General features: G+C 52.9%; 22 protein-coding genes and 1 pseudogene. 7 read left to right on the top strand and 16 right to left on the bottom strand.

What is annotated here, in order from left to right; genetic code table 11:
• Window positions 1-116: 116 nt before the first annotated feature.
• The gene (gltX, locus tag U738_RS04035) at window positions 117-1601 is read right to left on the bottom strand and encodes a glutamate--tRNA ligase (RefSeq protein WP_035577574.1); all 1485 of its coding nucleotides are present in this window, start codon (window positions 1599-1601) and stop codon (window positions 117-119) included.
• A gap of 307 nt (window positions 1602-1908) precedes the next feature.
• Between gltX and U738_RS04030 the strand changes: the two genes are divergently transcribed.
• Entirely contained in the window at window positions 1909-2433 is a 525-nt protein-coding gene (locus U738_RS04030; RefSeq protein WP_035577572.1) for a helix-turn-helix domain-containing protein, read from the top strand.
• Between the two features lie 5 nt (window positions 2434-2438).
• Here U738_RS04030 and U738_RS04025 read toward each other — a convergent pair whose 3' ends face one another.
• Complete coding sequence (locus U738_RS04025; RefSeq protein WP_035577570.1) at window positions 2439-3035, bottom strand: hypothetical protein; 597 nt, start codon at window positions 3033-3035, stop codon at window positions 2439-2441.
• Window positions 3036-3181: 146 nt separating this feature from the next.
• On the opposite strand from U738_RS04025, the gene U738_RS04020 reads away from it, so the two are divergent.
• On the top strand, window positions 3182-3988 hold the full coding sequence (locus tag U738_RS04020; protein ID WP_035577568.1) for a sulfite exporter TauE/SafE family protein: 807 nt from the start codon (window positions 3182-3184) through the stop codon (window positions 3986-3988).
• A 93-nt stretch (window positions 3989-4081) separates the two neighbouring features.
• On the opposite strand, the gene U738_RS04015 is transcribed toward U738_RS04020, so the two are convergent.
• The 3 genes from U738_RS04015 to U738_RS04005 form a co-directional block, all read right to left on the bottom strand.
• Window positions 4082-4942 carry a hypothetical protein gene (locus U738_RS04015; protein WP_035577566.1) on the bottom strand — a complete coding sequence of 287 codons (861 nt, stop codon included), beginning with the start codon at window positions 4940-4942 and terminating at the stop codon, window positions 4082-4084.
• A gap of 38 nt (window positions 4943-4980) precedes the next feature.
• A complete protein-coding gene (locus tag U738_RS04010) occupies window positions 4981-5220 on the bottom strand; it encodes a hypothetical protein (protein WP_035577563.1) in 240 nt (79 codons plus the stop codon).
• 253 nt (window positions 5221-5473) lie between these two features.
• Complete coding sequence (locus tag U738_RS04005) at window positions 5474-5824, bottom strand: hypothetical protein (protein ID WP_035577560.1); 351 nt, start codon at window positions 5822-5824, stop codon at window positions 5474-5476.
• 146 nt (window positions 5825-5970) lie between these two features.
• Between U738_RS04005 and U738_RS23165 the strand changes: the two genes are divergently transcribed.
• The gene (locus U738_RS23165; RefSeq protein WP_152561123.1) at window positions 5971-6123 is read left to right on the top strand and encodes a DUF4113 domain-containing protein; all 153 of its coding nucleotides are present in this window, start codon (window positions 5971-5973) and stop codon (window positions 6121-6123) included.
• A gap of 22 nt (window positions 6124-6145) precedes the next feature.
• Window positions 6146-6256 (top strand): annotated as a pseudogene (locus U738_RS23780) (DUF4113 domain-containing protein); the annotation flags it as partial.
• Here U738_RS23780 and U738_RS04000 read toward each other — a convergent pair.
• The 5 genes from U738_RS04000 to U738_RS23315 all read right to left on the bottom strand — a co-directional run bounded on the left by U738_RS04000 (window position 6233) and on the right by U738_RS23315 (window position 9541).
• A complete protein-coding gene (locus U738_RS04000) occupies window positions 6233-7699 on the bottom strand; it encodes a hypothetical protein (protein ID WP_035577558.1) in 1467 nt (488 codons plus the stop codon). The pseudogene U738_RS23780 and the gene U738_RS04000 overlap by 24 nt on opposite strands.
• 5 nt (window positions 7700-7704) lie before the next feature.
• Entirely contained in the window at window positions 7705-8775 is a 1071-nt protein-coding gene (locus U738_RS03995) for a nucleoid-associated protein (RefSeq protein ID WP_035577555.1), read from the bottom strand.
• A 119-nt stretch (window positions 8776-8894) separates the two neighbouring features.
• Window positions 8895-9161 carry a DUF6953 family protein gene (locus U738_RS03990; RefSeq protein ID WP_035577553.1) on the bottom strand — a complete coding sequence of 89 codons (267 nt, stop codon included), beginning with the start codon at window positions 9159-9161 and terminating at the stop codon, window positions 8895-8897.
• Window positions 9158-9340, bottom strand: a complete 183-nt coding sequence (locus U738_RS03985; RefSeq protein ID WP_035577551.1) for a YodC family protein — start codon at window positions 9338-9340, stop codon at window positions 9158-9160. Before U738_RS03985 ends, U738_RS03990 begins: the two co-directional genes overlap by 4 nt.
• Window positions 9341-9376: 36 nt before the next feature.
• Window positions 9377-9541 (bottom strand): S24 family peptidase, encoded by a 165-nt coding sequence (locus U738_RS23315; protein ID WP_157693182.1) that lies wholly within the window; start codon window positions 9539-9541, stop codon window positions 9377-9379.
• Window positions 9542-9944: 403 nt separating this feature from the next.
• Here U738_RS23315 and dusA point away from each other — a divergent pair, with 403 nt between their 5' ends.
• The gene (gene dusA, locus U738_RS03980; RefSeq protein WP_035577548.1) at window positions 9945-10958 is read left to right on the top strand and encodes a tRNA dihydrouridine(20/20a) synthase DusA; all 1014 of its coding nucleotides are present in this window, start codon (window positions 9945-9947) and stop codon (window positions 10956-10958) included.
• Window positions 10959-11007: 49 nt separating this feature from the next.
• Here dusA and U738_RS03975 read toward each other — a convergent pair whose 3' ends face one another.
• A complete protein-coding gene (locus tag U738_RS03975; RefSeq protein WP_035577546.1) occupies window positions 11008-12480 on the bottom strand; it encodes a catalase in 1473 nt (490 codons plus the stop codon).
• A 207-nt stretch (window positions 12481-12687) separates the two neighbouring features.
• On the bottom strand, window positions 12688-13719 hold the full coding sequence (locus tag U738_RS03970; protein ID WP_035577544.1) for a succinylglutamate desuccinylase/aspartoacylase family protein: 1032 nt from the start codon (window positions 13717-13719) through the stop codon (window positions 12688-12690).
• A 216-nt stretch (window positions 13720-13935) separates the two neighbouring features.
• Here U738_RS03970 and U738_RS03965 point away from each other — a divergent pair, with 216 nt between their 5' ends.
• Window positions 13936-14547, top strand: coding sequence for a TetR family transcriptional regulator (locus tag U738_RS03965; protein WP_035577543.1), 612 nt, complete (start codon window positions 13936-13938; stop codon window positions 14545-14547).
• A gap of 77 nt (window positions 14548-14624) precedes the next feature.
• Entirely contained in the window at window positions 14625-15557 is a 933-nt protein-coding gene (locus tag U738_RS03960; protein ID WP_035577541.1) for an alpha/beta fold hydrolase, read from the top strand.
• Between the two features lie 55 nt (window positions 15558-15612).
• Here the strand turns inward: U738_RS03960 and U738_RS03955 are convergent, their stop codons facing one another.
• The 4 genes from U738_RS03955 to U738_RS03940 all read right to left on the bottom strand — a co-directional run bounded on the left by U738_RS03955 (window position 15613) and on the right by U738_RS03940 (window position 22469).
• Window positions 15613-16299: a hypothetical protein gene (locus tag U738_RS03955; protein ID WP_035577539.1), complete on the bottom strand. Its 687-nt coding sequence runs from the start codon at window positions 16297-16299 to the stop codon at window positions 15613-15615.
• 169 nt (window positions 16300-16468) lie between these two features.
• A complete protein-coding gene (locus tag U738_RS03950; protein ID WP_035577536.1) occupies window positions 16469-19657 on the bottom strand; it encodes an efflux RND transporter permease subunit in 3189 nt (1062 codons plus the stop codon).
• Entirely contained in the window at window positions 19657-20928 is a 1272-nt protein-coding gene (locus U738_RS03945; protein ID WP_035577533.1) for an efflux RND transporter periplasmic adaptor subunit, read from the bottom strand. The genes U738_RS03950 and U738_RS03945 overlap by 1 nt, the downstream gene beginning before the upstream one ends.
• Before the next feature lie 77 nt (window positions 20929-21005).
• Window positions 21006-22469 carry a TolC family outer membrane protein gene (locus U738_RS03940; protein WP_035577530.1) on the bottom strand — a complete coding sequence of 488 codons (1464 nt, stop codon included), beginning with the start codon at window positions 22467-22469 and terminating at the stop codon, window positions 21006-21008.
• Window positions 22470-22618: the final 149 nt, after the last annotated feature.

Raw genomic sequence — 22618 nt, 5'->3', positions numbered from 1 at the left:
GTCGCGAAGACGGAGCGTATAATACTGATTATGCGGGTCTTCGTCAATAGAAAAAACGCCAATTCCTAAGGGTAAGAAATTGGCGCTAGCGCTATATCAATCACGGTTAAGCGATTTCACGAAGCGATTTCACGAAACTCTTTTTCAAAGCGCTTGGCCTGTTTTTTGGAGACGCCGCCTAAGACCTCTATCGCACTGCGCAAACGTGCGCGAGTAACGTCGGAGCCAAGAATTGCCATGGCGTCCATCACTGAGGTGCTTGAGCTGCTACCGGTAATGGCAATAAACACCGGTGCCAAGAAGGCCTTCATTTTCAAATCAAAATACTCAGCCAGTATCTTGACTTCGCTCAGCAATGCCTCTTTATGCCAAGCCGCAACGCCTTCAAACCGCCAGACAAGAAACTGGAGCAGTTTGACCAGTTCCTCCTCCTCGAGCTTCACGCTATCGAACGACGCTTTTGTTAGCGTCGGCAAACCCGAAAAGAAGTGCCCTGCCAACGGCATCACTTGGGAGAGCGTCTCTACCCGTGGGCGTACCTGTGGCAGTATCTGCTTAACGTAGGCTTCATTGAAGGCCCAATCGCGCAGCGCGCTCAACAGTGCATCGTCGTCGAGGTCTTCACGGATATACACGCCGTTCAACCACGTCAGTTTCTCCAGGTCGAACACCGGACCACCTAGGGAGACACGCTGAACATCGAACTCTGCCATCATTTCTTGCAGGCTGAATTTCTCGCGCTCGTCGGGCATCGACCAGCCCATCCGCCCCAAATAGTTGGTAACGGCCTGGGGTAAAAAGCCCATCCGGCGATAATAATTGATCGAAGTCGGGTTCTTGCGCTTGGAGAGTTTGGATTTATCCGGGTTGCGCAGCAGCGGCATGTGACAAAGTTGCGGCATTTGCCAACCAAAATACTCATACAGCAGTTGATGTTTTGGTGCGGAGTTAATCCACTCTTCCCCACGCAACACATGGGTAATTTGCATTAAGTGGTCATCAACAACGTTTGCTAGGTGATAAGTAGGCATACCGTCTGATTTAAGCAGAATTTGCGCATCCACCTGCGCCCATTCCACTTCAATAGTGCCACGCAGCATGTCATTGACGACACAAACACCTTCAGCAGGCACGTTCATGCGCACCACGTAAGGCCAGCTTTCCTGCTCACGGCGTGCTTGCTCTTGGCTATCCAGCGCTAAATCAGCGGGCTTCAATGCCAGCTGCAGCCCTGCGGCTTTACGCGTCTCGCGCAGCTCATCCAACTCTTCACTGGTGCGGTAGCATTTAAACGCATGCCCGGCATCCAACAGCTGCTGGGCGTATTGGGCATAAATATCGCCACGTTCGCTTTGCCGATAAGGGCCGTGAGGCCCGCCAACATCCGGGCCTTCATCCCACTCAAGCCCCAGCCAACGCAGCGAATCGAGAATCATCTGCTCCGACTCAGGCGTAGAACGCACCCGATCAGTGTCTTCAATACGCAGAATAAATTGGCCACCATGCTGACGCGCAAAACAGAGGTTAAAAAGCGCAATGTAAGCCGTACCAACGTGGGGGTCTCCAGTGGGAGAAGGGGCGATGCGAGTACGTACGGTCATGAAAACGTCCTATTGGCAAAAATGCATGGCAATATTATACGCACCTTAGGCGCAACCAACAGCGTTGCTCAGGGAACAACTAGCGCAAGAAAGCGTCAGAGAAATTAACTCAACGTTATTTGTCCACTAATGCGCGCTAAAGCACAATCGCTTAGTATGGCTCTGCAGCAACACCTTGGGCGCATACCCCAAGTTTGAGACAGACCAATAACGTATGTTCATAGCGCCACTATTTTTGTTTGTTGAAAGACATACCATAGTGGAAAACAGCCAACGAGCTTGTTTAGCTCATCATTAGGAAGACGAAATGGAATCGCTAGGCTCACGTATCAAGCAACTGCGGCTTAGGGCCAAGCTCAACAAAGCTGCCCTCGCACGCAAAGTTGGCGTGTCAGATGTCACCATTTCTTATTGGGAATCTGGGGCGATCAAACAGATCGGTCACGAACGCCTTGTTGCGCTCGCCGACGCCCTCGACTGCTCCCTGGCAACACTGCTGGAAGGTGACAGCGCCCCCGAGCTGTTAACGTTGACCCACACTGGCCCCCTCCCCTGGGAACAGGTACAGGCAACGACCATTAAAGTGCCCAGTCATCTGCCGCTGCACATCGACTGGAAAGCACCGTGCGTGATGGCAACACCCGGCCAAGGTACAGATTTTTCACCCGTTAATGCTGGTGACCTTCTGCTGCTTGGGCCAACACATGTGTTTCACAAAGCGGGCCACTATGTAGTGCAACGCGACGATCGTTTCGTCATTGAGCACTTCGCCAAAGCCCCAAGCGACACATCGATTCATGCAGTACTGTTAGCCCATTGGCATCCTGCCTAAAGCGTCTACCTCCCCGGACTCTCTAGCACCTCCACCTGGTCACGCGTTTGCCTTGGCTCACTCCCCACCAAGAAGCGCCGTGAGTAGGTGGCCACTTGGCCCAGCCCATGGCGGGATTGATTTACCAGCTCTCCCGCCAGGTGCTGGCCCTCGTGGCCAATACGCGCCTGAACGGCTTCCGGCTGCACACTGCCTTCGGAAACCTCAACCTGCACTATATAGCCACCATCGGGTAAGCCACTGCCTGGACCAAATGGCCCCGCTGCAAACACGCCATTTTGTATGCGTGTCCGCTCCCGCCAACGCACGCTGCTAATCTCGCGCTCGACGATAATCTGCACCAGTGTTTCGTCAGGTAAGTTGCTCTCGCCTTCCACCATTAAACGCCTATCGCTGCGCAGTGATACATGCGCAAATATCTCGACCACCAGCGGCGCTACTTCTTCCTCCTCATCTGCTTCTGTCTCGGCAGCTGTCGGTTCAGGGGCTGACGTTTGTGCTGCGGTTGAGGACGGTTCACTTGGTTCATCTGTTCCGCCACACCCTGCCAGTAGCGCAACAGACACTATTAACACGCCAACACTGCTCATTACATTGCGCATACACACTCCGAAATATTACTTGTTCTGCAGCTTACCACTGCATAGCCGCTACCACAGTGGAATACTCATTTTTGGCCCCGCGCAAGCCCTCGCTTCCGGTACAATATGCTTATCATGCTAACAAGACACTTTCAGGAGCAGCGGCTTTGGAGATCATTTGGTGGTTGGCCTATATAGCACTGGGCGGTTTCGTGGGTCTGATGGCGGGCTTATTGGGGATTGGCGGTGGGGGCATTATGGTGCCTATCCTAACGTCCCTTTTTGTACTGCAAGGCGTATCTTATGAGCACCTTGCCCACCTGGCCTTAGGCACCGCCATGGCGGCTATCATTCCCGCCTCCGCCTCCAGCCTGCTTTCCCACCACCGCCATGGGGCGGTTCGTTGGGATATCGTGCGTTTTATCACCCCAGGCATATTAACCGGCACCTTTTTGGCGACCTTTATCGCTGCCCTGATTCCCACCCGCGGCCTAGCCATCTTTTTCGCCTGTTTTATGCTGCTAATGTCGCTGCAGATGCTGGCGAATATCAAGCCCAAACCCAACCGCAGCTTACCTGGTCCTCTTGGGGTCAGCGGCGTCGGCCTCGGCATCGGCGGTATTTCTGCGCTCGTTGCCATTGGCGGTGGCTCACTAACAGTCCCCTTCCTCACTTGGTGCAATGTCAAACTTCCCCGCGCGATTGGCACCTCCGCAGCCGTAGGGCTACCGATTGCGGTTGCCGGGGCGCTAGGCTACGTCATCAACGGCTGGTCTACCCAAGGCCTGCCCAGTGCAGCGCTCGGCTACGTTTACCTACCCGCGCTACTATTAATGGCACCCTTCAGTATTCTTACCGCCCCTATCGGGGCAAAGCTAGCGCACAAGCTGCCCGTTAAACTCCTCAAACGAGTATTCGCTTTTATGCTGATGGGGTTGGCACTGCAGATGGTTTATGCAGTGTTTACGGCTTGAGGGGGTGCGAGCAGCAAAGCCTAAAGCGATTATTCTTAGCTAATAGCTAAAACAATCGGATAGGGACAGACCCTAAAGGGTAGCGCTGCTCAATCAGCGGGTGGGTGACGTCGCACGTATCTGATCGCGCCTGACTTTGTGATTAATGATCGCATTCACATGCCTGATCAATCGACCTTGCCATACGCCCACGCCTCGCATGAAATACTCAGGCCAATGAGGCGACTCAGGTATGGTAGAAAGAAAAGGGTGAATAAGAGAGGGGTACTGAGCTAATACACTACGCGTGTCTTTATGCCTTGATATGTCACGGTAAACATACTTGGCATAATCCAGGCTAGGCCGCCTAGCAGCGGGGTCTGAGAATATTTCAAGTGCTTGGTTCCACAGATCTTCACGCACGATTCGGCATAAGACTTCTGTACGCACTAGCTCACGTTCAACCGCTATCGGCCTCATACGCCGGTGTTTCAAATTAGCGATGCGCGTCCATAACAGCGCGGCTGGATTTAAAACATAAAAACGTAGAATTTCTTTACCGTCTTGGTGTAGATCCCACTCTACCAGCCTTGCCTTGGCGCGCATGCTATCAGCATCAAGCCCACCATACACCTGGTTCATAACATCTACTACGAAATGCCCGTCAGCCAATATTTCAGGGCGATAAAGCTCTATCAATGCCATGTTGGGTACATGGTCATCTGGCGTAGGAAAGCGTGGCACTCCTTTCCACTGCTCTGCTAATACCCTGACCCCTTCAACAGTCCCTGCTACAATGTCGAGGTCTGATGAAGTCAAAGCAGCAGTATGTACTTGATCTAACTGCCCTTCCAAAAAATAAGCACCCCAAAAAGCAATTGCCTGGCCTCCAATGAGCACCAGGCGTTCTTGATATTCTGGGGGAAGCTCTGCAATAAGTTTCAGAATAGGCTGTATTGAAAGACTATCTTCCATCCAAACTCACTACAGATAAGTAATAAATTTAGGTAGGCTCAGAGCGGCGCAGGAGCTGGAGCGCCACGAATAATTCGGGCATGCTGACGTGCGCCCTTGAACTGAGAAGCACGCTCGATTGCTTCCTTAGAAACCTGCATTTCTGCATATTCTTGGAAACGGTTGCGTTCTTTCTCTTGAAGACGTAGCACGAAACCATTCTTTTGATTTGCGCTAATATAAGAAACCATGATTTTCACCAGTAAAATCAGTTGGTTATAGAAGGTAGTGATGCTCACTCATCTGGCTAAGCTTTCTGTGAAAGCTTAGCCAGATGAGTGAGCTTCGTCAAGATTTGTTGACGTTCATAGATATTAAGTGATATTTCCACCCTGCGCAATCCCCCACCCATCCATGGCTGAGGATATCCCGTTGCCGCAATCTTCTAGCGAAACCCTGAGGAAACGCGTGCAACTAAGCGACATTTCCAGCTTGGCAAGTTTCTACCTAAATGAATGTAAGCCAACTCCGACACAATTTGTACGAGATCGCTTACACCGCCCAGCATCTCGTCTGCCTGACCACCACACACTTGAACTGCTGCGTGTTCACGAAGTAGCCCTGGCCACCATCCGGTGTCAACAATCGGCAACGGCTGCCCACACGGTGGGCTTTAAACAATCGGTACTCCCCTTCCACCTCCGCCACTACCAGATCGGCGGAGCCGAACGATCGCGCTTCATCTACCAGCAGCACATCGCCTTCCATGCACGGCCCGCCTAGGCGGGCGTCCTCGCTTATCTCCACCAGAAAGCAGCTGGGTGAAAATTTTCGATTATCCATTTCGGCTACCGCTGGGTGCTCCACGCCCACCGCTGCTGGCCCTAAGTAATTTACACGCATTCTGTTGCCATGTGCTTGCTCCACATTCGCAGTACTCGCCCCGCTAGTGGTCGAAATGGAACGCCCCAAAAACACTCGCGTGATCCTACACGCCGCCCAGCAAGCACTGGCAAAGATCTACCGGCCCAAATACGCTACAAGGCGTGATGCTGATCAATCTCACCGACGAGAAGCGCCAACAGCTCAGTTTGATGGGTACACCACAAACGGAAGAAGAACATCAACGCAGCCAAAAGCTAATGCCCACTATGGACGCGCTAAACGAGAAAATGGGAAAGCAAACGGTACGTCTAGGCTAGCGGAAAAGAACGCCCCTAGCACCTACGCTGCGCGAACCGAAGCCCGCGCTATACGACGCATTGGGATGAGTTGATGGTGGCATATACGGATGAGGGGGCGGCTAAAAGATCAACTACCATCAGAAGAAATTGAAATTAACCAGCCTATAAGAGAAGGTAAATTCCAAGTACAAACGGCAAGCATGATATAAATAAAAGCCGCTATCGCTAGAGCAAAATAGAAGGTATTTCTTCTCTTCTTTATAGGCTCTAAAAACCGGCTCTCTTTATCGTCACTAGAGGAATAATGTTGAAGTACATCAAGCCACTTTTCGCTTTCTTGGTCAGACAAAGCGATATCACGAAAATGAGCTGCAGATTGGATCATTAAAGACAAGATCAAATAACATGCTAAAACTTTAGATATAACAGACAGCCCAGCGCTACCAAGAAGCTCTGAAAAATTATCCTTATCAAACCTAGCAACAAAAGAAAAAGTTATAAATATCAATATACCAAGAGCATCACGAGCGATAGAGCTTACTAAATCTCTAACTTTTTGAGCATAAAGATCCGCCTGAGATTTCATATCTTTCATGAGTTCACGGATTTCTTTATGGTATGCATCCTTACGGTCTAGAATCACAAAAGCGTAGCTGTCCCGCGCCTGCTGTAAGGCAGCTGAAAGATGATGCTCCATGCCTGATGAAAGAGACTGGCCTCTTTCGATATCGATCGACAGCCGATCCATCAACAACCCTAACCGCGTCTCAGGTCGCTCATCATATACCCAGGAAACCGCTTCGATCATTCGTTTCAGCGTCTCTGAACTCGCTGCTGGACTGGTGTCGAGCAGTGGTAATGAAAGGCGCTTAGTGCCCTGCAACGTGGCTTCGTAGATACCATCGACACATCGTAGTTCTTGGACTAAACAGGCCGAGAATACGCTTGCACTTAATGTGACCAAGGGAGCAGTCTCGGCGCTATCGAGGTCCCCCCAGGTGAGGGCATATGCTTTCGGGCAAACCCGCAATGCCTTCGTGGCATTGGTATGTATCAAGCGATGCACATCCGCATGTTCTGGTAGTATCACTTCATCGATGCTTGGGGGCTCACCCTCTGGCGGCATAACCCAAAGCAGCGGGCCACCAACGCCATTAGAAAGCCCATGAACACGCACCGTTGTTGGGTTGGCCAAGTCAGGGATATTGCCAGTAGGATACAGAAACGGATCCCAGTTTTTGAGCCATTGATGGAATCCATCCACGCTGAAAAATACCAACGTGGTTTCGTCATCCCTTGCCTTCAAAAATTCAGAGATAGGCGTCTTTCCAAGAACCAAGCGCCAGGGACTATTATCGAAATCGTCACCTGACAGGTCATCGACATCAATCCTGTCGTTAGTATCGGCCGCCCAGATCGTTGGAGGTGATATTTCCAATTGCTCGCTAAGTGCTAAGGTATGGGATAGCTTCGCTCGAATCGACTCGTTCAGCGAATCACCTTCTATAATCAAGCGAAAGCTCTCTTCAACCGCCTTCGCAGCATGAGGGCGAAGAGCTTCAATGGCCTGTAGCAGATCCACTACGGCGGTCATGGCGACTAGCCTTTCGGTATTAAGTTATGGGTTTCAATGGTAACCCGCGACCTACCGCCATCCAAATTTTCAATCAGCATACCTACTTGTTCTGGGGTGCCTTCATAGGAGATCGTGATTCCCTCCGAAGTTTCGTAAATATGCTTGCGCTGCGCCTTGGGAAGGGAATCAGGGCGCGGCCGGAATGTTTGCCCCGCTATGCCTGCCTCTTCCAGGGCATCACGTAGAGACCGCACCAGCGCAACCTTCCTTTCTGGGTTTTCATCTCGTACTACTGTGTCCAGGAACGTATCCGTATCGAAGGTATCATGGTCCCTGAGATAGTTGAGAGCACGACCTCGATAGGTGTTCAAATCCTCACCAGGAGGCAATTGATCTTGTGGTATATCTTTCGCCCACTTCCTTACTGCCTGATCTGTCGACCTTGTCAGTACTGAATCTTGCTGACGCTCGATCACACCCAGAAAAGCTTGATAATAATCACCTAGCACAGGTTTCTTAACTCGATCGAAAGCCAGTACATCCCATGCAAACTGATTGCTAGTATCTATTAAAGCACTTTTCTGCACCGCTTTTTTGTTTTCATTCAAGGCATTCGGAATCTCATCAACAACAGCAACCTTTCGTCCCTGTATATCCTCATAGTTATAGGTAAACGATTCCTGCTGATCCATCTTGACCAAAAATACAAGTTGCTGCCAATCATGAGCCTTGGCTAAATACTTAACGACCGATACGATAAAAACACCTGCCGACATGTTACCACCATGTAGGCGCGCAAACTCTTGGGTCATCTGGTAAGAAAGGTCTACAAACCCATCTCGGTCTTCAACTAATCGTTGGCTTTGTTCCTGAAGGTTGGGCGCATCAGGATCAAAAAGATACTGAGTTCCTTCAGCTATATCACGCAGCCGGTCAAGAAAAAACGATTTCTGTTTTTCCTGCAACTGAACTTCATCAAGCTTTATGACCTTACCTGGCGCATCAGGATCAATGATATGAAAGATAAATTCGACGATCTCTAGGGTATCGCGTTGGCCCTGCGTAAGAACGCCTTCTAATTGTTGTCCTGCCATTCCGAATCCCCTTATTTTTGTGTTTCCTGCGCCGGTCACACCACATAACCTCGAGTATTACGAGGTTTAGCAAATATGCTGGCTAACTCTGCGGCGTTTAATAAACCGCCGAATACAACCTATCCTCGAGCCTCTCTGCCAGGCTCATCTTCTGCTACGCGAAACCGCCAATACCGATCAGGCTTTACCCAAACAACGTCTGACTCTGTCAGCTTACGGAAAGCCGTCAGCACCTGTGTTCCAACGACAAGATTTCCATCCGCGTTTTCACGCAGCAGTTCCTCTGCGTCCTGCTTTACCAAATAATCGACCACGTCGTCCTGATATAAGCAGCCTTCCCGCTCAATTAAAGCCAGCATCCACGCCGCTACATCGTTTGGCTTCATGATGAGGGTTGCTCAACCTTTTCGAGGGAATCTGTAGGAAAAACACCCTGCTCCAACTTCTTTCCTGCAAACCATTGGCACCTACATCTTTGACGCTCTTCGTCATAATCACTAACAGCCATTCCCGGGCCACCAGATTTGAGCTGAACGATATCCCCGACTACGAATTTCTTAGTCATTTTCTTTTCCTTTAAATCAATCAAAATAAAAATGAGCTATACCACCCGCCCAATCCAAATCTCACACCGCCCCAGAATCTCCACATCGTGCATATCCTGCGGCTTGATCATTTCCGGCTGGTAGTGGTCGTTGTCGCTGATCAAGTACAGCGCGCCGCCCGCCAGACGCTGTACCCGTTTAATTCTTCGCTCACCGCTCACCGCTCACCGCTCACCAGCAGCAAAAACACGCCTTTCTGTTTTGGGTCGCAGCATTTTGTAACATCCATTTACTAACCTTAAGAAAGCCTAACCCATCGATACGGCTAGCACCATTCACCTAATGCCCATTTACGGCTCTTTTTTTATTTCATTTTGGGTGATACCCAGCCTGATCTGCGACGTAAGCGCTATGGCAACTACCCTGCTATGTGCTGCGCGCCCTTTCTTACGTACAATAGCGCGCATACAACACGCTACCTGTGAGAAAGCTCTCAAGAAGTACCCAGATTTTGAGACATCAGTCCACTACCGCTATTGGGTAAACTTTGGGCACATCAGGTGCGTTAATTACGGAATTAAGAGGCAATATGACTGCATTCATTGCAGCTAACAGTGTTAATAAATGACTAATTTATTTAAAGAAAATAGTGCAGATCGAGGCAGGCTGTTTTCAGTCGCGCCCATGATGGATTGGACCACAAAGGACTACAGAGCATTCGCACGTACTTTAACCAAGCGAACGCTGCTGTACACCGAGATGGTCACTACCGGTGCGATTTTGCACGGGACGCCCCGTGAGCGCTTTTTGGGCTATAGCGAGGTGGAGCATCCGCTTGCACTGCAGTTGGGCGGCAGCGATGCCGGTGAGCTGGCGGAGTGCGCGGCGATTGCCGAGGCGTGGGGTTATGATGAGGTGAATCTGAACGTGGGTTGCCCGAGCGACCGCGTGCAGAACAATATGATTGGCGCATGCTTGATGGGCTACCCCGAAAAGGTGGCCGATGCCGTGCGGGCGATGCAGGCGGCGGTGTCTATACCGGTCACGGTGAAGTGCCGTATTGGCATCGATGACCAGGATGAGGACGCCGACCTTGAGCGGTTTATCGCTATCGTCGCGGACGCAGGCTGCGAAGTGTTTACCGTTCACGCCCGTAAGGCGTGGCTGCAGGGCTTGTCGCCCAAGCAAAACCGCGATGTGCCGCCACTTAACTACCCCCGCGTTCATCGTTTAAAGCAGAGTCATCCTGAGCTACATATCGGCATTAATGGCGGCATTAAAACGCTAGCCGAGTGCCGTGAACAGCTCACTCAGGTGGATAGTGTGATGGTGGGGCGTGAGGCGTACCAAAACCCGTGGCTACTCGCCGGTGTCGATGAGCAGCTATTTGGTGAAAAAGGCCCGGCGGCAAGCCGCTTGGATGCCGCGATTGCTTTCCGGCCTTATATTCAGCAGCGCTTAGATGAAGGCGCGAAGCTGAATCATATTACCCGCCACCTACTGGGATTGTTTCAGGGTTGCCCTGGAGGCAGGCGCTTCCGGCGCCATTTGTCAGAACACGCGCATAAAGAAGGTGCAGGATTGCGCCTATTTGATGACGCGCTTAGCTTGGTGAACGAACCCGAGTGCGTTGTATAAAAAACCCGCTACGCAGGCGTAGCGGGTTCGTGTTCCTAATAGCGTAAGCTTACTGACCGTTTTCCCGGCGGTTCGCCATTACGCCCTGCTCGACACGCTCGCCGATAGTTTGGTCGACGTTTTTCCAATACTCAAATACCCGTGATAGCACCGGCTCTTCAACACCGTCGGAAACGTGGCCCACAATGTTGTTTACCAATCGGTCGCGGGCAGCATCATCCATTACCTTATTGACTAGGTCATTGGCTTGGTTGAAATCGCCATCGCCCGGGCGCAGCGTGTAGGCGGCGCGAACCAACTCGCCGTCAGTCTCCCATACCGCATCTTCCGGGTACTTTTCAGGGTTGGCGTGCGCACCCCCTTTGCTATTAGGTGCGTACACCGGGTCGGTGGAGTGGGCAATACGCATCTGACCACCCTGGCTGTAGCTGTTAACCGGGACCTTGGGTGCGTTAACGGGGATATGTTGGTAGTTCACCCCTAAACGCGCACGGTGCGCATCAGCGTAGGATATTACCCGCGCCAACAGCATTTTATCCGGCGAGAAACCGGTGCCCGGTACGGCATTGCTGGGCTGAAACGCTGCCTGTTCGATTTGGCTGTGGAAATCGACGGGGTTGCGATCCAGCGTCATCTTACCGACTTCTTGCAGCGGGTAGTCGGCGTGGGGCCACACCTTGGTCAAATCGAAGGGGTTGATGTGGTAGGTCTTCGCATCTTCGAACGGCATAATCTGAACTTGCAGTGTCCAGGTGGGATAATCGCCGCGTTTGATGGCGTCAAACAGGTCACGGCGATGGTAGTCGGCATCCGCACCCGCCATCTTATCGGCCTGTTCCTGGGTCATGCACTTAATGCCCTGATCAGTCTTGAAGTGATACTTCACCCAAAAGCGCTCGCCTTCAGCGTTCACCCACATATAGGTATGGCTTGAATAGCCGTTCATGTGGCGCCAAGTGGCGGGGATACCACGATCACCCATTAGCCAAGTGACTTGGTGGGCAGATTGCGGAGAAAGCGTCCAGAAGTCCCACTGCATATCGTGATCACGCAAGCCGTTATCCGCTCGACGCTTTTGTGAGTGGATAAAGTGCTGGAATTTGAGCGGATCGCGAACAAAGAACACAGGGGTATTATTACCCACCATGTCGAAGTTGCCCTCTTCGGTGTAGAACTTCAGCGAGAAGCCACGGGGGTCGCGCCAAGTGTCTGGGCTACCCGACTCACCGGCCACCGTCGAGAAACGCGCCAACATCTCGGTTTTTTTACCCGGCTGGAGAAAATCCGCCTTAGTGTATCGGCTGACGTCGTGAGTTACTTGGAAGTGGCCAAAGGCGCCGCTCCCTTTTGCATGGGGCTGACGATCCGGAATCATTTCCCGGTTAAAGGCAGCCATCTGCTCCATCAAGTAGTGATCATGTAGAACGATCGGCCCATCGGGGCCTACTGAAAGTGAGTGTTCATCACTGTTGACTGCTATGCCCGCATCCGTTGTGGTGTGCTTAGGTTTATCGCTCGTCATCGCTTTTCCTCCATGTCACGGTAGACGTGGCGCTGGATCGCCACTCGTTCGAGTACGATGAAAGCTTAGCTGTTTGTTTTAGTTCCTATCATTTTTGCAGCCGCTAACAAAGCCCACCACTAGGTATAGTCAAACCGCTGCCAACTTGCCATTTACAGTAGCTAATCCTTAACTATCACAGCGATAGTTGTTAGCTATGAATAACGATTAATAAAACGAATCAGGGGGCGGCACCAAGCTTGAGTTAAAGCTTTCAACGGCAGTTTCAGCTTCATCAATTTCATCAAAGCGGGCAATATGGAACAACGCTTCGCCTTCGTTGGCTAGCGGTAAGCGGCTCATACCAATCACAATGCCATCGGCAACGGCGCGCACTTCGCCCTCGTCATTGCCAAAAGGGTCAGCGACTTTGCCCAGCACTTCACCTTTGGCAACGCGGGCACCCAGGCGCACCTTGGGGCGCAAAATACCGTCGATAGGCGCGCGCGCCCAGCTTGACCCTTTGGCCAGTTCCGCAGGCGCAGGTGTGCGGCGGCGCTGCTCGCCGGTCAGCATGCCTAAGCGGCGCATCACCCGCAGCACGCCGCGCACCCCTGGGGCAATCGCCCACTCGTCAAAACGCAGCGCTTCGCCTGCTTCATAGGTGAGCACCGGAATCCCACGCGTCTGGGCGTAGTGGCGCAGGCTACCTTCACGCAGTTCCGCATTCAGCACCACCGGCGCACCAAAAGCATCGGCCATACGCTGCGTTTCGCTGCCGGTTTGCAGCTGAGCACGAATTTGCGGCAGGTTGGTGCGATGAATAGCTCCGGTGTGCAGGTCAATAATGTGCGTGGCGTGATCGACAATTTTTTCGCGAAATAGCGCTGCGATGCGCCCGCCTAAAGAGCCCGACTCACTGCCCGGAAAACAGCGATTGAGATCACGCCGATCAGGTAAATAGCGCGTTTGCTGTAAGAAGCCGAACACATTCACCACCGGTACAGCGATCAAGGTGCCGCGGATACTATTGATCGCTTTCGCGCGCAGCACCCGACGGACAATTTCCACCCCATTGATTTCATCACCGTGAATGCCACCACAGACCAACAGCACCGGGCCATCCTTGCGACCGTGAACGACTTCGACAGGAATATGCAGGGGGGTATGGGTATACAAACGCGCTACCGGCACATCAATTTGTAAACGCTGACCGGGCATAATGGTATGTTCGCCCAGCTGAAAAGGAGCTCGCGCCATGCTTTATATCCTGTTTTTTTTAATCCGTTATGCTCACGTCATTAGTACGAGGTGGGCCAGTCTCATTGCCTGTTTATACGCTTTCAGTGGCCAAATGACGAATTTGTTAACCCACGTTATGAGGTAGGACATTTATCCATACAGTTTTGAATGTAAATGTGCTTCAGCTTAGGTTAAAATATGACCATACTGTGTCGATTATGAGGTTGCACTTTCATGGCAAGAAAGACCAAAGCTGAAGCCGCCGCTACTCGCGAAGCGCTGCTTGAAGCTGCTGAAGAGGTATTTTTTGCCAAAGGCGTGGCGCGCACCTCTCTAGAGCAAATTGCTCGCCATGCAGGCCTTACCCGCGGCGCCGTTTATTGGCATTTTAAGAATAAAGGCGATCTTTTCATGGCGCTGGTTGAAAAGGTGCGCATGCCGTTTCAGTCGTTGATGGATGAGGTCGACAAAGCTGACCCCGAACTATCACCGCTAGAAGCCATACGCCTAGCCTGCCATGCTGGCTTGGTGCGCATTGAGCAACCGTCTTACCAACGGGTACTGTCGATTTTGTTGCATCGCTGTGAGTTTTTCAGTGATATCAACCCGCTGGAAATGCAGGAAGAGATTGGCAACGAGTGCTTTGAAGAAATGCTCGACGTATTTATCCTTGCTAAACAGCAGGCGCTGCTGCGCGAAGATTTAAGCCCTCAAGTAGCAGCACGCTTGATGCAATCAATGATGGGTGGAGTATTCCACGACTGGCTACGTAACCCCGAGGCTTTTTCGATTCGCGAACGCGGTGGAGAGCTAATCGATGCCTCTATCCGTATGATGCAGCGCTAAACACCTCATCCAGCTCTCGCTGCAATGCAGCAAGTATGCTAATACTGGCCATATCGTTTTAGTCGTGTGAGCCAACTATGGATGCCTTAGCGTTTATCCGCGTACGCGAATTAGAAGTGGCCGTACGTATTTGGAACCCTACCGCGCCCCGCACCCTTATCGCCTGGCATGGCCTTGCTCGCCATGGAGGCGATTTTAGTGCGCTGGCGCGGGAGCTCGGTAGTGAATGGCGGATTCTAGCCCCAGACACTCCAGGCCGCGGGTTATCAAGCTGGTCGCTATTCCCTGCCCACGACTACCTTTATAGCCATTACATAACCGTTGCGATCGCGCTGCTCGATCACTTTGAACTTGATTACGTTGATTGGCTGGGCACCTCAATGGGAGGCCTGCTTGGCATGCTGATCGCCGCGGACCCACAGCATAGCGCGCGTATTTCCCGGCTAATTCTTAACGACGTCGGCCCCGAACTGAACACACAGGGCCTGATTGGTCTTTCCAGTTATTTCGGCGTTACCCACCGGTTTTCTACCTTTAGCGAACTCCAGCAAGAGCTCAACCAGCACTACGCCAGCTTCGGCATTACCGCTGAAGCGGCACGCCGCGAGCTCGCACTCAACAGTGCCCGTCGGTTGCCGGATGGCAGTTGGACGTACCACTTCGATCCGCGCATCGGTGAACAGTTTGTGCATGATACGCCCCGAGACATGTGGGCCGACTGGGCGAATATTCGCTGCCCAGTGATGGTCATTCGCGGGGAAGAATCAACGCTATTAGACCCGGAAACTCTACCAAAGATGGCCGAGGCACAGCCTAAGCTGGTAACGCTTAGCGTGCCTAACTGCGGTCACGCCCCCATGCTGGATAAACCGGCACAGGTTGATCCCATTCGCCACTTTTTAAACCGTCCCGCTCCTCGCCCAACGCCAAGTAATAAAACGCAAAACGCCACAGGCTGGCAGCTTGCAGTGCAGTGGCTGGCGCAGAAGTGGCGTCGGTGGTGGAAGTAGACCGGAATGCTTAAAATTTGTGCCTCCCGGTCACTATCTCCAGCAAAATGGCGTATCAGTGCGAGGCAGAGTAATGGGCTGAAGTGCGGTTTTTCTGATTGAGCCGCAGTCTGTTCAAACGTATCCGCGTTTCGAGATACGCCTGTTCAGAGACGCTACGGTAAGCCCCTTCTTCAGGCAAGTACTTCACCAGCACCCGGCGCTCCCCCTGCACAGGCAGGGCATCGCTTTTGCTAAGCAGCTTCACCGTGCTATTGGGCTCATCATCAATCACTGCAAACGCCTGCTCCCCCGCGCCTTGGCGCTCAGTCACTACGACCGTTTGGCCCAGTAAGCAGCGCCGGGTGAAGGGGCGGTAACGGTGTAGCCCGCGGTGCAATGCTTGGCAGAGCATCGACGCTACGGGGGAGGCAGCCACCAGCGAGCCCCATAACACCAGCACCCCTACCGGGATACGTATCAAGCCGAGAGGCAACCAACGCAGCACCAGCAGTTCGATCGCCAGTGTGATCACCGCGGCAATGGTTAAAATTACCGTTAATGCCAGCGTAGCGGGAACACCCGCGAAGCCTAAAGAGACCAGCGTGCTGGCAAGATGATCCTCTTTTAGACTATCGCGCTCAAAAAGCTCTAAGGGCGCTAAGCGGATAATCACTAATAGCCAGTAGAGGGCTAATAGTCCGAGTAATAGGGTAAAAACAATGCTCGGAAATTGCGTAGCAGCGTGCAGTAGCGATTGCATGGCGTGTTCTCCCCCGGTACTTAGCCGGTGATGTGTTGTTACTTCCAGCTTAGTCCAGGTTAGCTTTGGAATGCCACTTCTACTTTGACCTGGATCATCGCACTAAAAAAAACGGGTGCCACCCGAAGGTAGCACCCGCTTATTATCACCCTTGGTAAATCGCTAAAGGCTAGTGCTTGTCATGCTCCAGTGCGGGCTTAGCAGACTCATGTTTGTTCCCTTTCATCTTACGACCTAGCCAATCAGATGCCGTCGCAATCATGGCATAGAAGCTGGGAATAAACAGACTACCCAAAGTAGCCACCGAGAACATACCCATCGCCACTGTGGTGCCGATATGGTGGCTACTCACATCGCTGGCACCGGTGGCTAAGGCCAACGGCAAAGTGCCGAAGATAAACGCCAAGGAGGTCATTACAATGGGGCGGAAACGCAGTTCAGCTGCGGTAATAGCCGCTTCACGAATGGATTTGCCCTGTTCCTTACGCTGCAGCTCAGCAAATTCCACAATTAGGATCGCGTTCTTCGCCGCAAGCCCGACCACCACCAGCATGCCTATCTGGACATACACACTGGTATCCAGCCCACGTAGAACTATCCCGCCAATACCGCCGAGGAAGGCAAAGGGCGTTGCCGTCAGTACCGCCAGCGGTAACGACCAACTTTCATACTGAGCCGCCAGAATCAGGAACACCATCAACAGCCCGAAGACAATCGCCAGAGTCGCGGCGCTGCCCATGTTGGACTCTTGATAAGCCGTGCCGGTCCAGCCCATGCCCCAGTTAGAGCCTAGCGTCTCTTGTACGATGCTTTCCATCGCTTCAATCGCTTGGGCGGAACTGTAGCCAGCCGCAGGTTCACCCTGGAACTGAGCACCCGCGTAAACCCCAAACCGCGATACTACCGCCGGGCCGGTTTGGCGCTCAAGCTCGACAAACTCGGAAAGGGGAATACGTTCGCCGTTGCCGCCACGGACATAGACACTGCTGACGTCTTCCGGCGTTTTACGAAATTCGTCCTCGTTTTGCAGATACACCTGGAAGTTGCGGTTTTGATAGCTAAAGTAATTCACAAAACCATTACCAAACGTATTGCCTAAGGCCGAGTTAATATTCCCCAACTCCACGCCATAACTCAACGCTTTCTGCTGGTCGATATTGGCACGGTATGACGGCACATTAACGTTAAAGGTGCTGAAAACCCGGTTCAAGGCGGGATGCTGGTTAGCTTTTTGCATTATTTGCAACGAAGCTTCATAGAGCTCGCGCGTCGACGCCCCGTCAAAGGACTGAAGGTAACCGGTAAACCCGCCGGTGGTCGAAAGCCCCATGATAGGCGGCAAGTTAAAGGCCATGGCAGAGCCGCCATCAATACTGGCGCCTAACCCCATAATACGCCCGACCAGCTCAGTGGCTGTCAGTTCACGCTCCGACCAAGGGCTAAGATTGATAAACATTACCCCGCGAGCAGTATTCACAGCACTTGAAAGGATGTCATAACCCGCCACCGCCGATGAGTACTCCACCCCGGGAATATCTTCAATCGCCGAACTGAGTTTCGCCATATAGCGTTGCGTACGGTCAAGCGACGCCGCATCCGGCAAGGACACACTCACCAGCACAACCCCCTGGTCCGTTTCAGGCACCAACGTTGAGGGTGTATTAGCGTATAGCCAGTACGACCCCACCCCTGTCAGCACCGTGAGCGCCAGCGCCAACACCCAGAATCGCACCAGGCCTTTTACGACCCACATGTAAGCGGCGGTAATCCCTGCGAACATGCGATCGAACAGTCGGAACGGTGTGTTTAAAGCGCGCTTAAACTTGGACTGACCGGCACCAGCGATTTTATGTTTAATAAAGATCGCCGATAGGGCCGGTGTAAAGGTCAACGCCATTACCGCAGAGAGCGCCACCGAGATCGCCACGGTGATCGCAAACTGCTGGTAAATTTGCCCGGTAAAGCCGCCCAGGAAAGCCACTGGTACAAACACTGCGGCCATAATCAGCGAGGTCGCAATAACCGGCCCGCCAACTTCTTTCATCGCCCGGATAGTGGCGTCGCGCACGCTGATATCTTCCTCTTCACTCAGCACGCGCTCGACGTTCTCCACCACCAGAATCGCATCATCGACGACTATCCCTATTGAGAGCACCAGCGCAAACAGCGTCAGCAGGTTGATCGAAAAGCCAAATACGTAGAAGCCTGCAAACGTACCCACTACCGCGACGGGCACGACCGACATGGCAATCACGGTAAAGCGCCAATTCTGTAGAAAGATAAACAGAATGACGATTACGATTAGAAAAGCTTCAATAAACGTTTTTATAACCGTTTCTACCGACGCATCAATAAACAGCGTGGTGTCGTAAGGCGCTACATACTCAAGCCCGGGTGGGAAGCGAGTGGACAAATCTTCCATCGCAGTACGCACACCCTGAGCAGTTTCCAGCGCATTTGCGCCGGGCTGTTGGTTAATAATAATCGGCGCCATACTTGAGCCGTTCAAACGTGCGTCGACACCGTAAGAAGAGGCCCCAAGCTCAATGCGTGCAACGTCTTCCAAGCGAAGCGAAGAGCCGTCGTTATTGGTACGCAGGTAGATATTACGGAAGTCGTCGACATCATTAAGGCGACCTCCAGCGGTAATCGTATAGGTGTAAGCGCGCGGTTCACTTTGCGGCGTTGATGCCAAGCTACCGGCCGGAATCTCAGTGTTTTGCGCTCTAATCGCACTCGCCACTTCGCTAGGCGTCAGGTCGTACTGAGCTAATTTATCCGGATCCATCCAGATGCGCATGGCGAACTCACCACCGCCCAACACCTCTGCATTACCCACCCCGGGCACCTGACGCAGTTCATCAAGGACGTTCAAGGTGGCGTAGTTCTGCATGAAAATTTTGTCGTAGTCGCCGCTCGGCGAGGTCAACGCGATAAACATCAAAATAGAGTCGGAGCGAAGCTCAACGGTGACGCCTTGCGACTGTACGGCTTCAGGTAGCTGGGAGAGCGCCCCCTGAACGCGGTTATTGACGTTAATGGTATTAATATCGCCACTGGTACCGATATTAAATGCCACGCTTAAACTCATGGTGCCGTTATCAGAGCTGTTGGAGGTCATGTAAAGCATGTCCTCAACGCCGTTGATCGCTTCTGCGATGGGTGCCGCCACCGTTTGTGCAACAGTCTCTGCATCTGCGCCCGGGAATTGGGCCTGAACGGAAACCGTCGGCGGCACAACGCTGGGGTACTGCTCAATAGGCAGTATACGCATCGACATAACGCCCACCAGCGTCACGATAACTGCCAACACTGTGGCAAATATCGGGCGGCTGATGAAGAAGTTAGAGAAGTTCATTATTGCGCACCCTCTTCCCCTTCAGCGGGCTGACCATCGGCTGCCCCCTCTTCCATCTCTTGCGCCGCTTCTGCCTGCTCTTGCGCTTCTTCTTGCTCGGCCTCTTCGACCACTGCCTCCGCATCACCACTAAACGGCTGGGGATCAATCGCCATACCCGGCTCCAAACCTGCCGGATCACCGACAATCACACGATCGCCCGGCTCAATGCCTTCACGAATCAACTGCCAAGGGCCAGCGACTTCGCCCAATGAAACAGTTCTTTCGCGGGCTTTGTTATCTTCATCCAGGACAAACACTTGCGGGCCCATCAATCCTTGCGTCACCGCGATCTCTGGCACTGCCATGACATCAAAACGTTTCAGGCCCTCAATACGCACACGCACAAATTGACCGGGCAGTATGCTTGCGTCGGGATTTTCAAAGGTGGCTGACGCTTGCACGGTGCTGGTGCCGCTATCGACCCGCGAGCCCAGGAAGTCTAAATGCCCTTCCAGTTCTGAATCGCTGCCGCCACTGACGCCAGGGATGCTCAACCGCGCACGAATATCCGAGGTATCACCGCTGTCACTCAACTGGCGACGCAGTTCAAAAGCATCACGCTGGGGCAGCTGGAAACGCACTTCCAGTGGATCCAGCGGGGTGATCGTCGCTAATTCTGTACCGGAGGTAACCAGATTGCCCACGTTAATTTGGCTCAACCCAATCATGCCCGATACGGGGGCAGTCACCTGGGAGTAGCCTAGATCCAGGTTAGCGCTGGAGAGTGCCGCTTCTGCCTGTGCTACGTTGGCCTGGGCGACGCGTTGGTCTGCCAACGCCTGGTCATACTGTTGACGGCTCACCGAGTTTTGGCTGAGTAGCTGCTCAAAACGCTGGGCATCACGCTGGGCCCGGGAAAGCTCGGCACGGGCGCTCTGTAGATCCGCGTCACGCTGGTTAACCGTTGCCTGGTAAAGGTCTGGCTCGATGGTGTAGAGGAGATCACCCTCCTCGACTAGCTGACCGGGTTCGAAGTGGCGCTCCTCAAGAAAACCATTTACACGGGCAACCAAGGTGACCTCATCATCACTGCGCAGCAGCGAGGGGTACGACTTATCCAGCGGTATATCCTGACGCGCCATTTCAGCCACTTCGACCTTATGGGGCGGAGCTTCTTGACCGCCACCCTGCTGGGGCGCCTCGGCTTGCTCCTGACCACAGGCTGAAAGTGCCAACGCAGCTACCAGCGTCACCAGACTCGCTCGGCGTGAGTGAATCATCTTCTTCATACGTTGAATTCCCATATATCTTTTTTAAGGTGACCGATAGCACGCGCGCACCTGGAGCACTCCCAATCGACAAGCAATTAAGCGCCGGGCTGGGGCGGCGCACCGATGTTGAGCGCGGGTTCATAGCGGTCGTTGCCGCCGCTTTCGGGCAAGGTAAAGTTCACCTCATCGCCGGTTAGCCACGCATTGACTTCCTCAATGGCGTCTACATCCAGGCGCCCGGCCTGCTGGCGCAGCGAGAGCAGGTTCACCACATAGTCGTAGCGAGCCTCGGCGTAATTAGCGATGGCGTTATACAAATTCTGCTCAGCGTTCAAAACATCCACAATATTCCGGGTGCCGACTTCGTAACCGGCGCGGGTAGCTTCCAACGCACTTCGGTTAGAAACGATGGCCTGCTCCCGAGCCTCGACGGTTTCCACGTCATTACTGACTTGGGTATACAGCGAGCGTACCTGCTGGATCGACGAGCGACGCTGAGACTCGAAATCGTACTGGCTACTCTCCAGTTGATAGGTTCCCTGGCGAATGCTGGCGCTGGTACTACCACCGGTGTAAATCGGTAAATTAGCGCTTATACCCACCTGGCTAGAAGAATCATTCCCGGTGGTATTATCAATATCGCTGTCGCCAAATTGATAGTTACCAAAGGCTTGCAGAGTCGGCAAACGACCCGCGCGGGCAATGTCTACGCCGCTACGGGAAACCTCAATGGCCGCCTGTTGGGCCAATACTTGCGGATTAAGCTCAAGGGCTTGCTCTACCCAGTAGTCGCGGCTGCTGGGCTCAGGCAGTGCAATCGGCATGCTGTCACCCAGCGCTTCGATGCTGGCATAGCGCTGCCCGGTCAACTGCTCTAGTGCCTCAAAAGCCACCTGTAGATTGCTCTCAGCGGCAATCCGGTCAGCACGTGACTGATCAAAGGTGGCGCGAGCCTCTTCGACTTCAGTAATCGCAATCAAACCAACCTCAAACTGCTCGCCTGCTTGCTCAAGCTGGCGGCCGATGGCACGTTCTTGAGCAAGACGCGCCTCTAGGACCTCGTAAGCACGCAAAATGTCGAAATAGGCGCTAGCCACATCAATTAACAGCTGCTGTTCGGTCGCCGCTAGCAAATAGACCTGCTGGTCGATCTGTCGGTCGGCCTGGGTAACTTCCCGGCGGGTCACTTCATTATAAAGCGCCTGGGTGGCTTCAAGAGAGAGCGATACCGTGTTGTAACGGTCATCACCGGCACTCACATTCCCTGCGCCAGTACCTGCTCCCGCTTGGGATGAACCCTGACTTTCATACTGCTCGTTATGCGTCACACTGCCCGACGCATTGATTTGGGGAAGCAGCCCACCTCGTGCAACATCTCGACCTGCTTCAACGCCCAAATATTCGGAACGTGCCGAGGCAAGCTCAGCGTTATTGTCTAACGCATCACGGGTAATCGTGATGAGATCGGCAGCTTGAGCAGGCAATACAAAAGAAGCGGTAAATACCGCTAACAGTAGGGGTCGTAAAGGGGCATTGACTGCCCAGTGTGCCAGTCGCATGGGATTGCCTCTAGGTATCAGCGTCAGGTTGGCGAACGCACTCAATCAATCAGCGCACTTATTCAATCAAAGCACGGTGTCACTCAAAGTACGGTGCCACTCAGAAAGATGAGCATTATAGTTACATTCATGTATGTATGCTAGCCTTG

This window comes from Halomonas sp. TG39a (assembly GCF_000744395.1).
Classification (GTDB): Bacteria; Pseudomonadota; Gammaproteobacteria; order Pseudomonadales; family Halomonadaceae; genus Vreelandella; species Vreelandella ventosae_B.
Note: the sequence above shows the minus strand (reverse complement) of the source record. Positions and strands in the feature narration are given on the sequence as shown.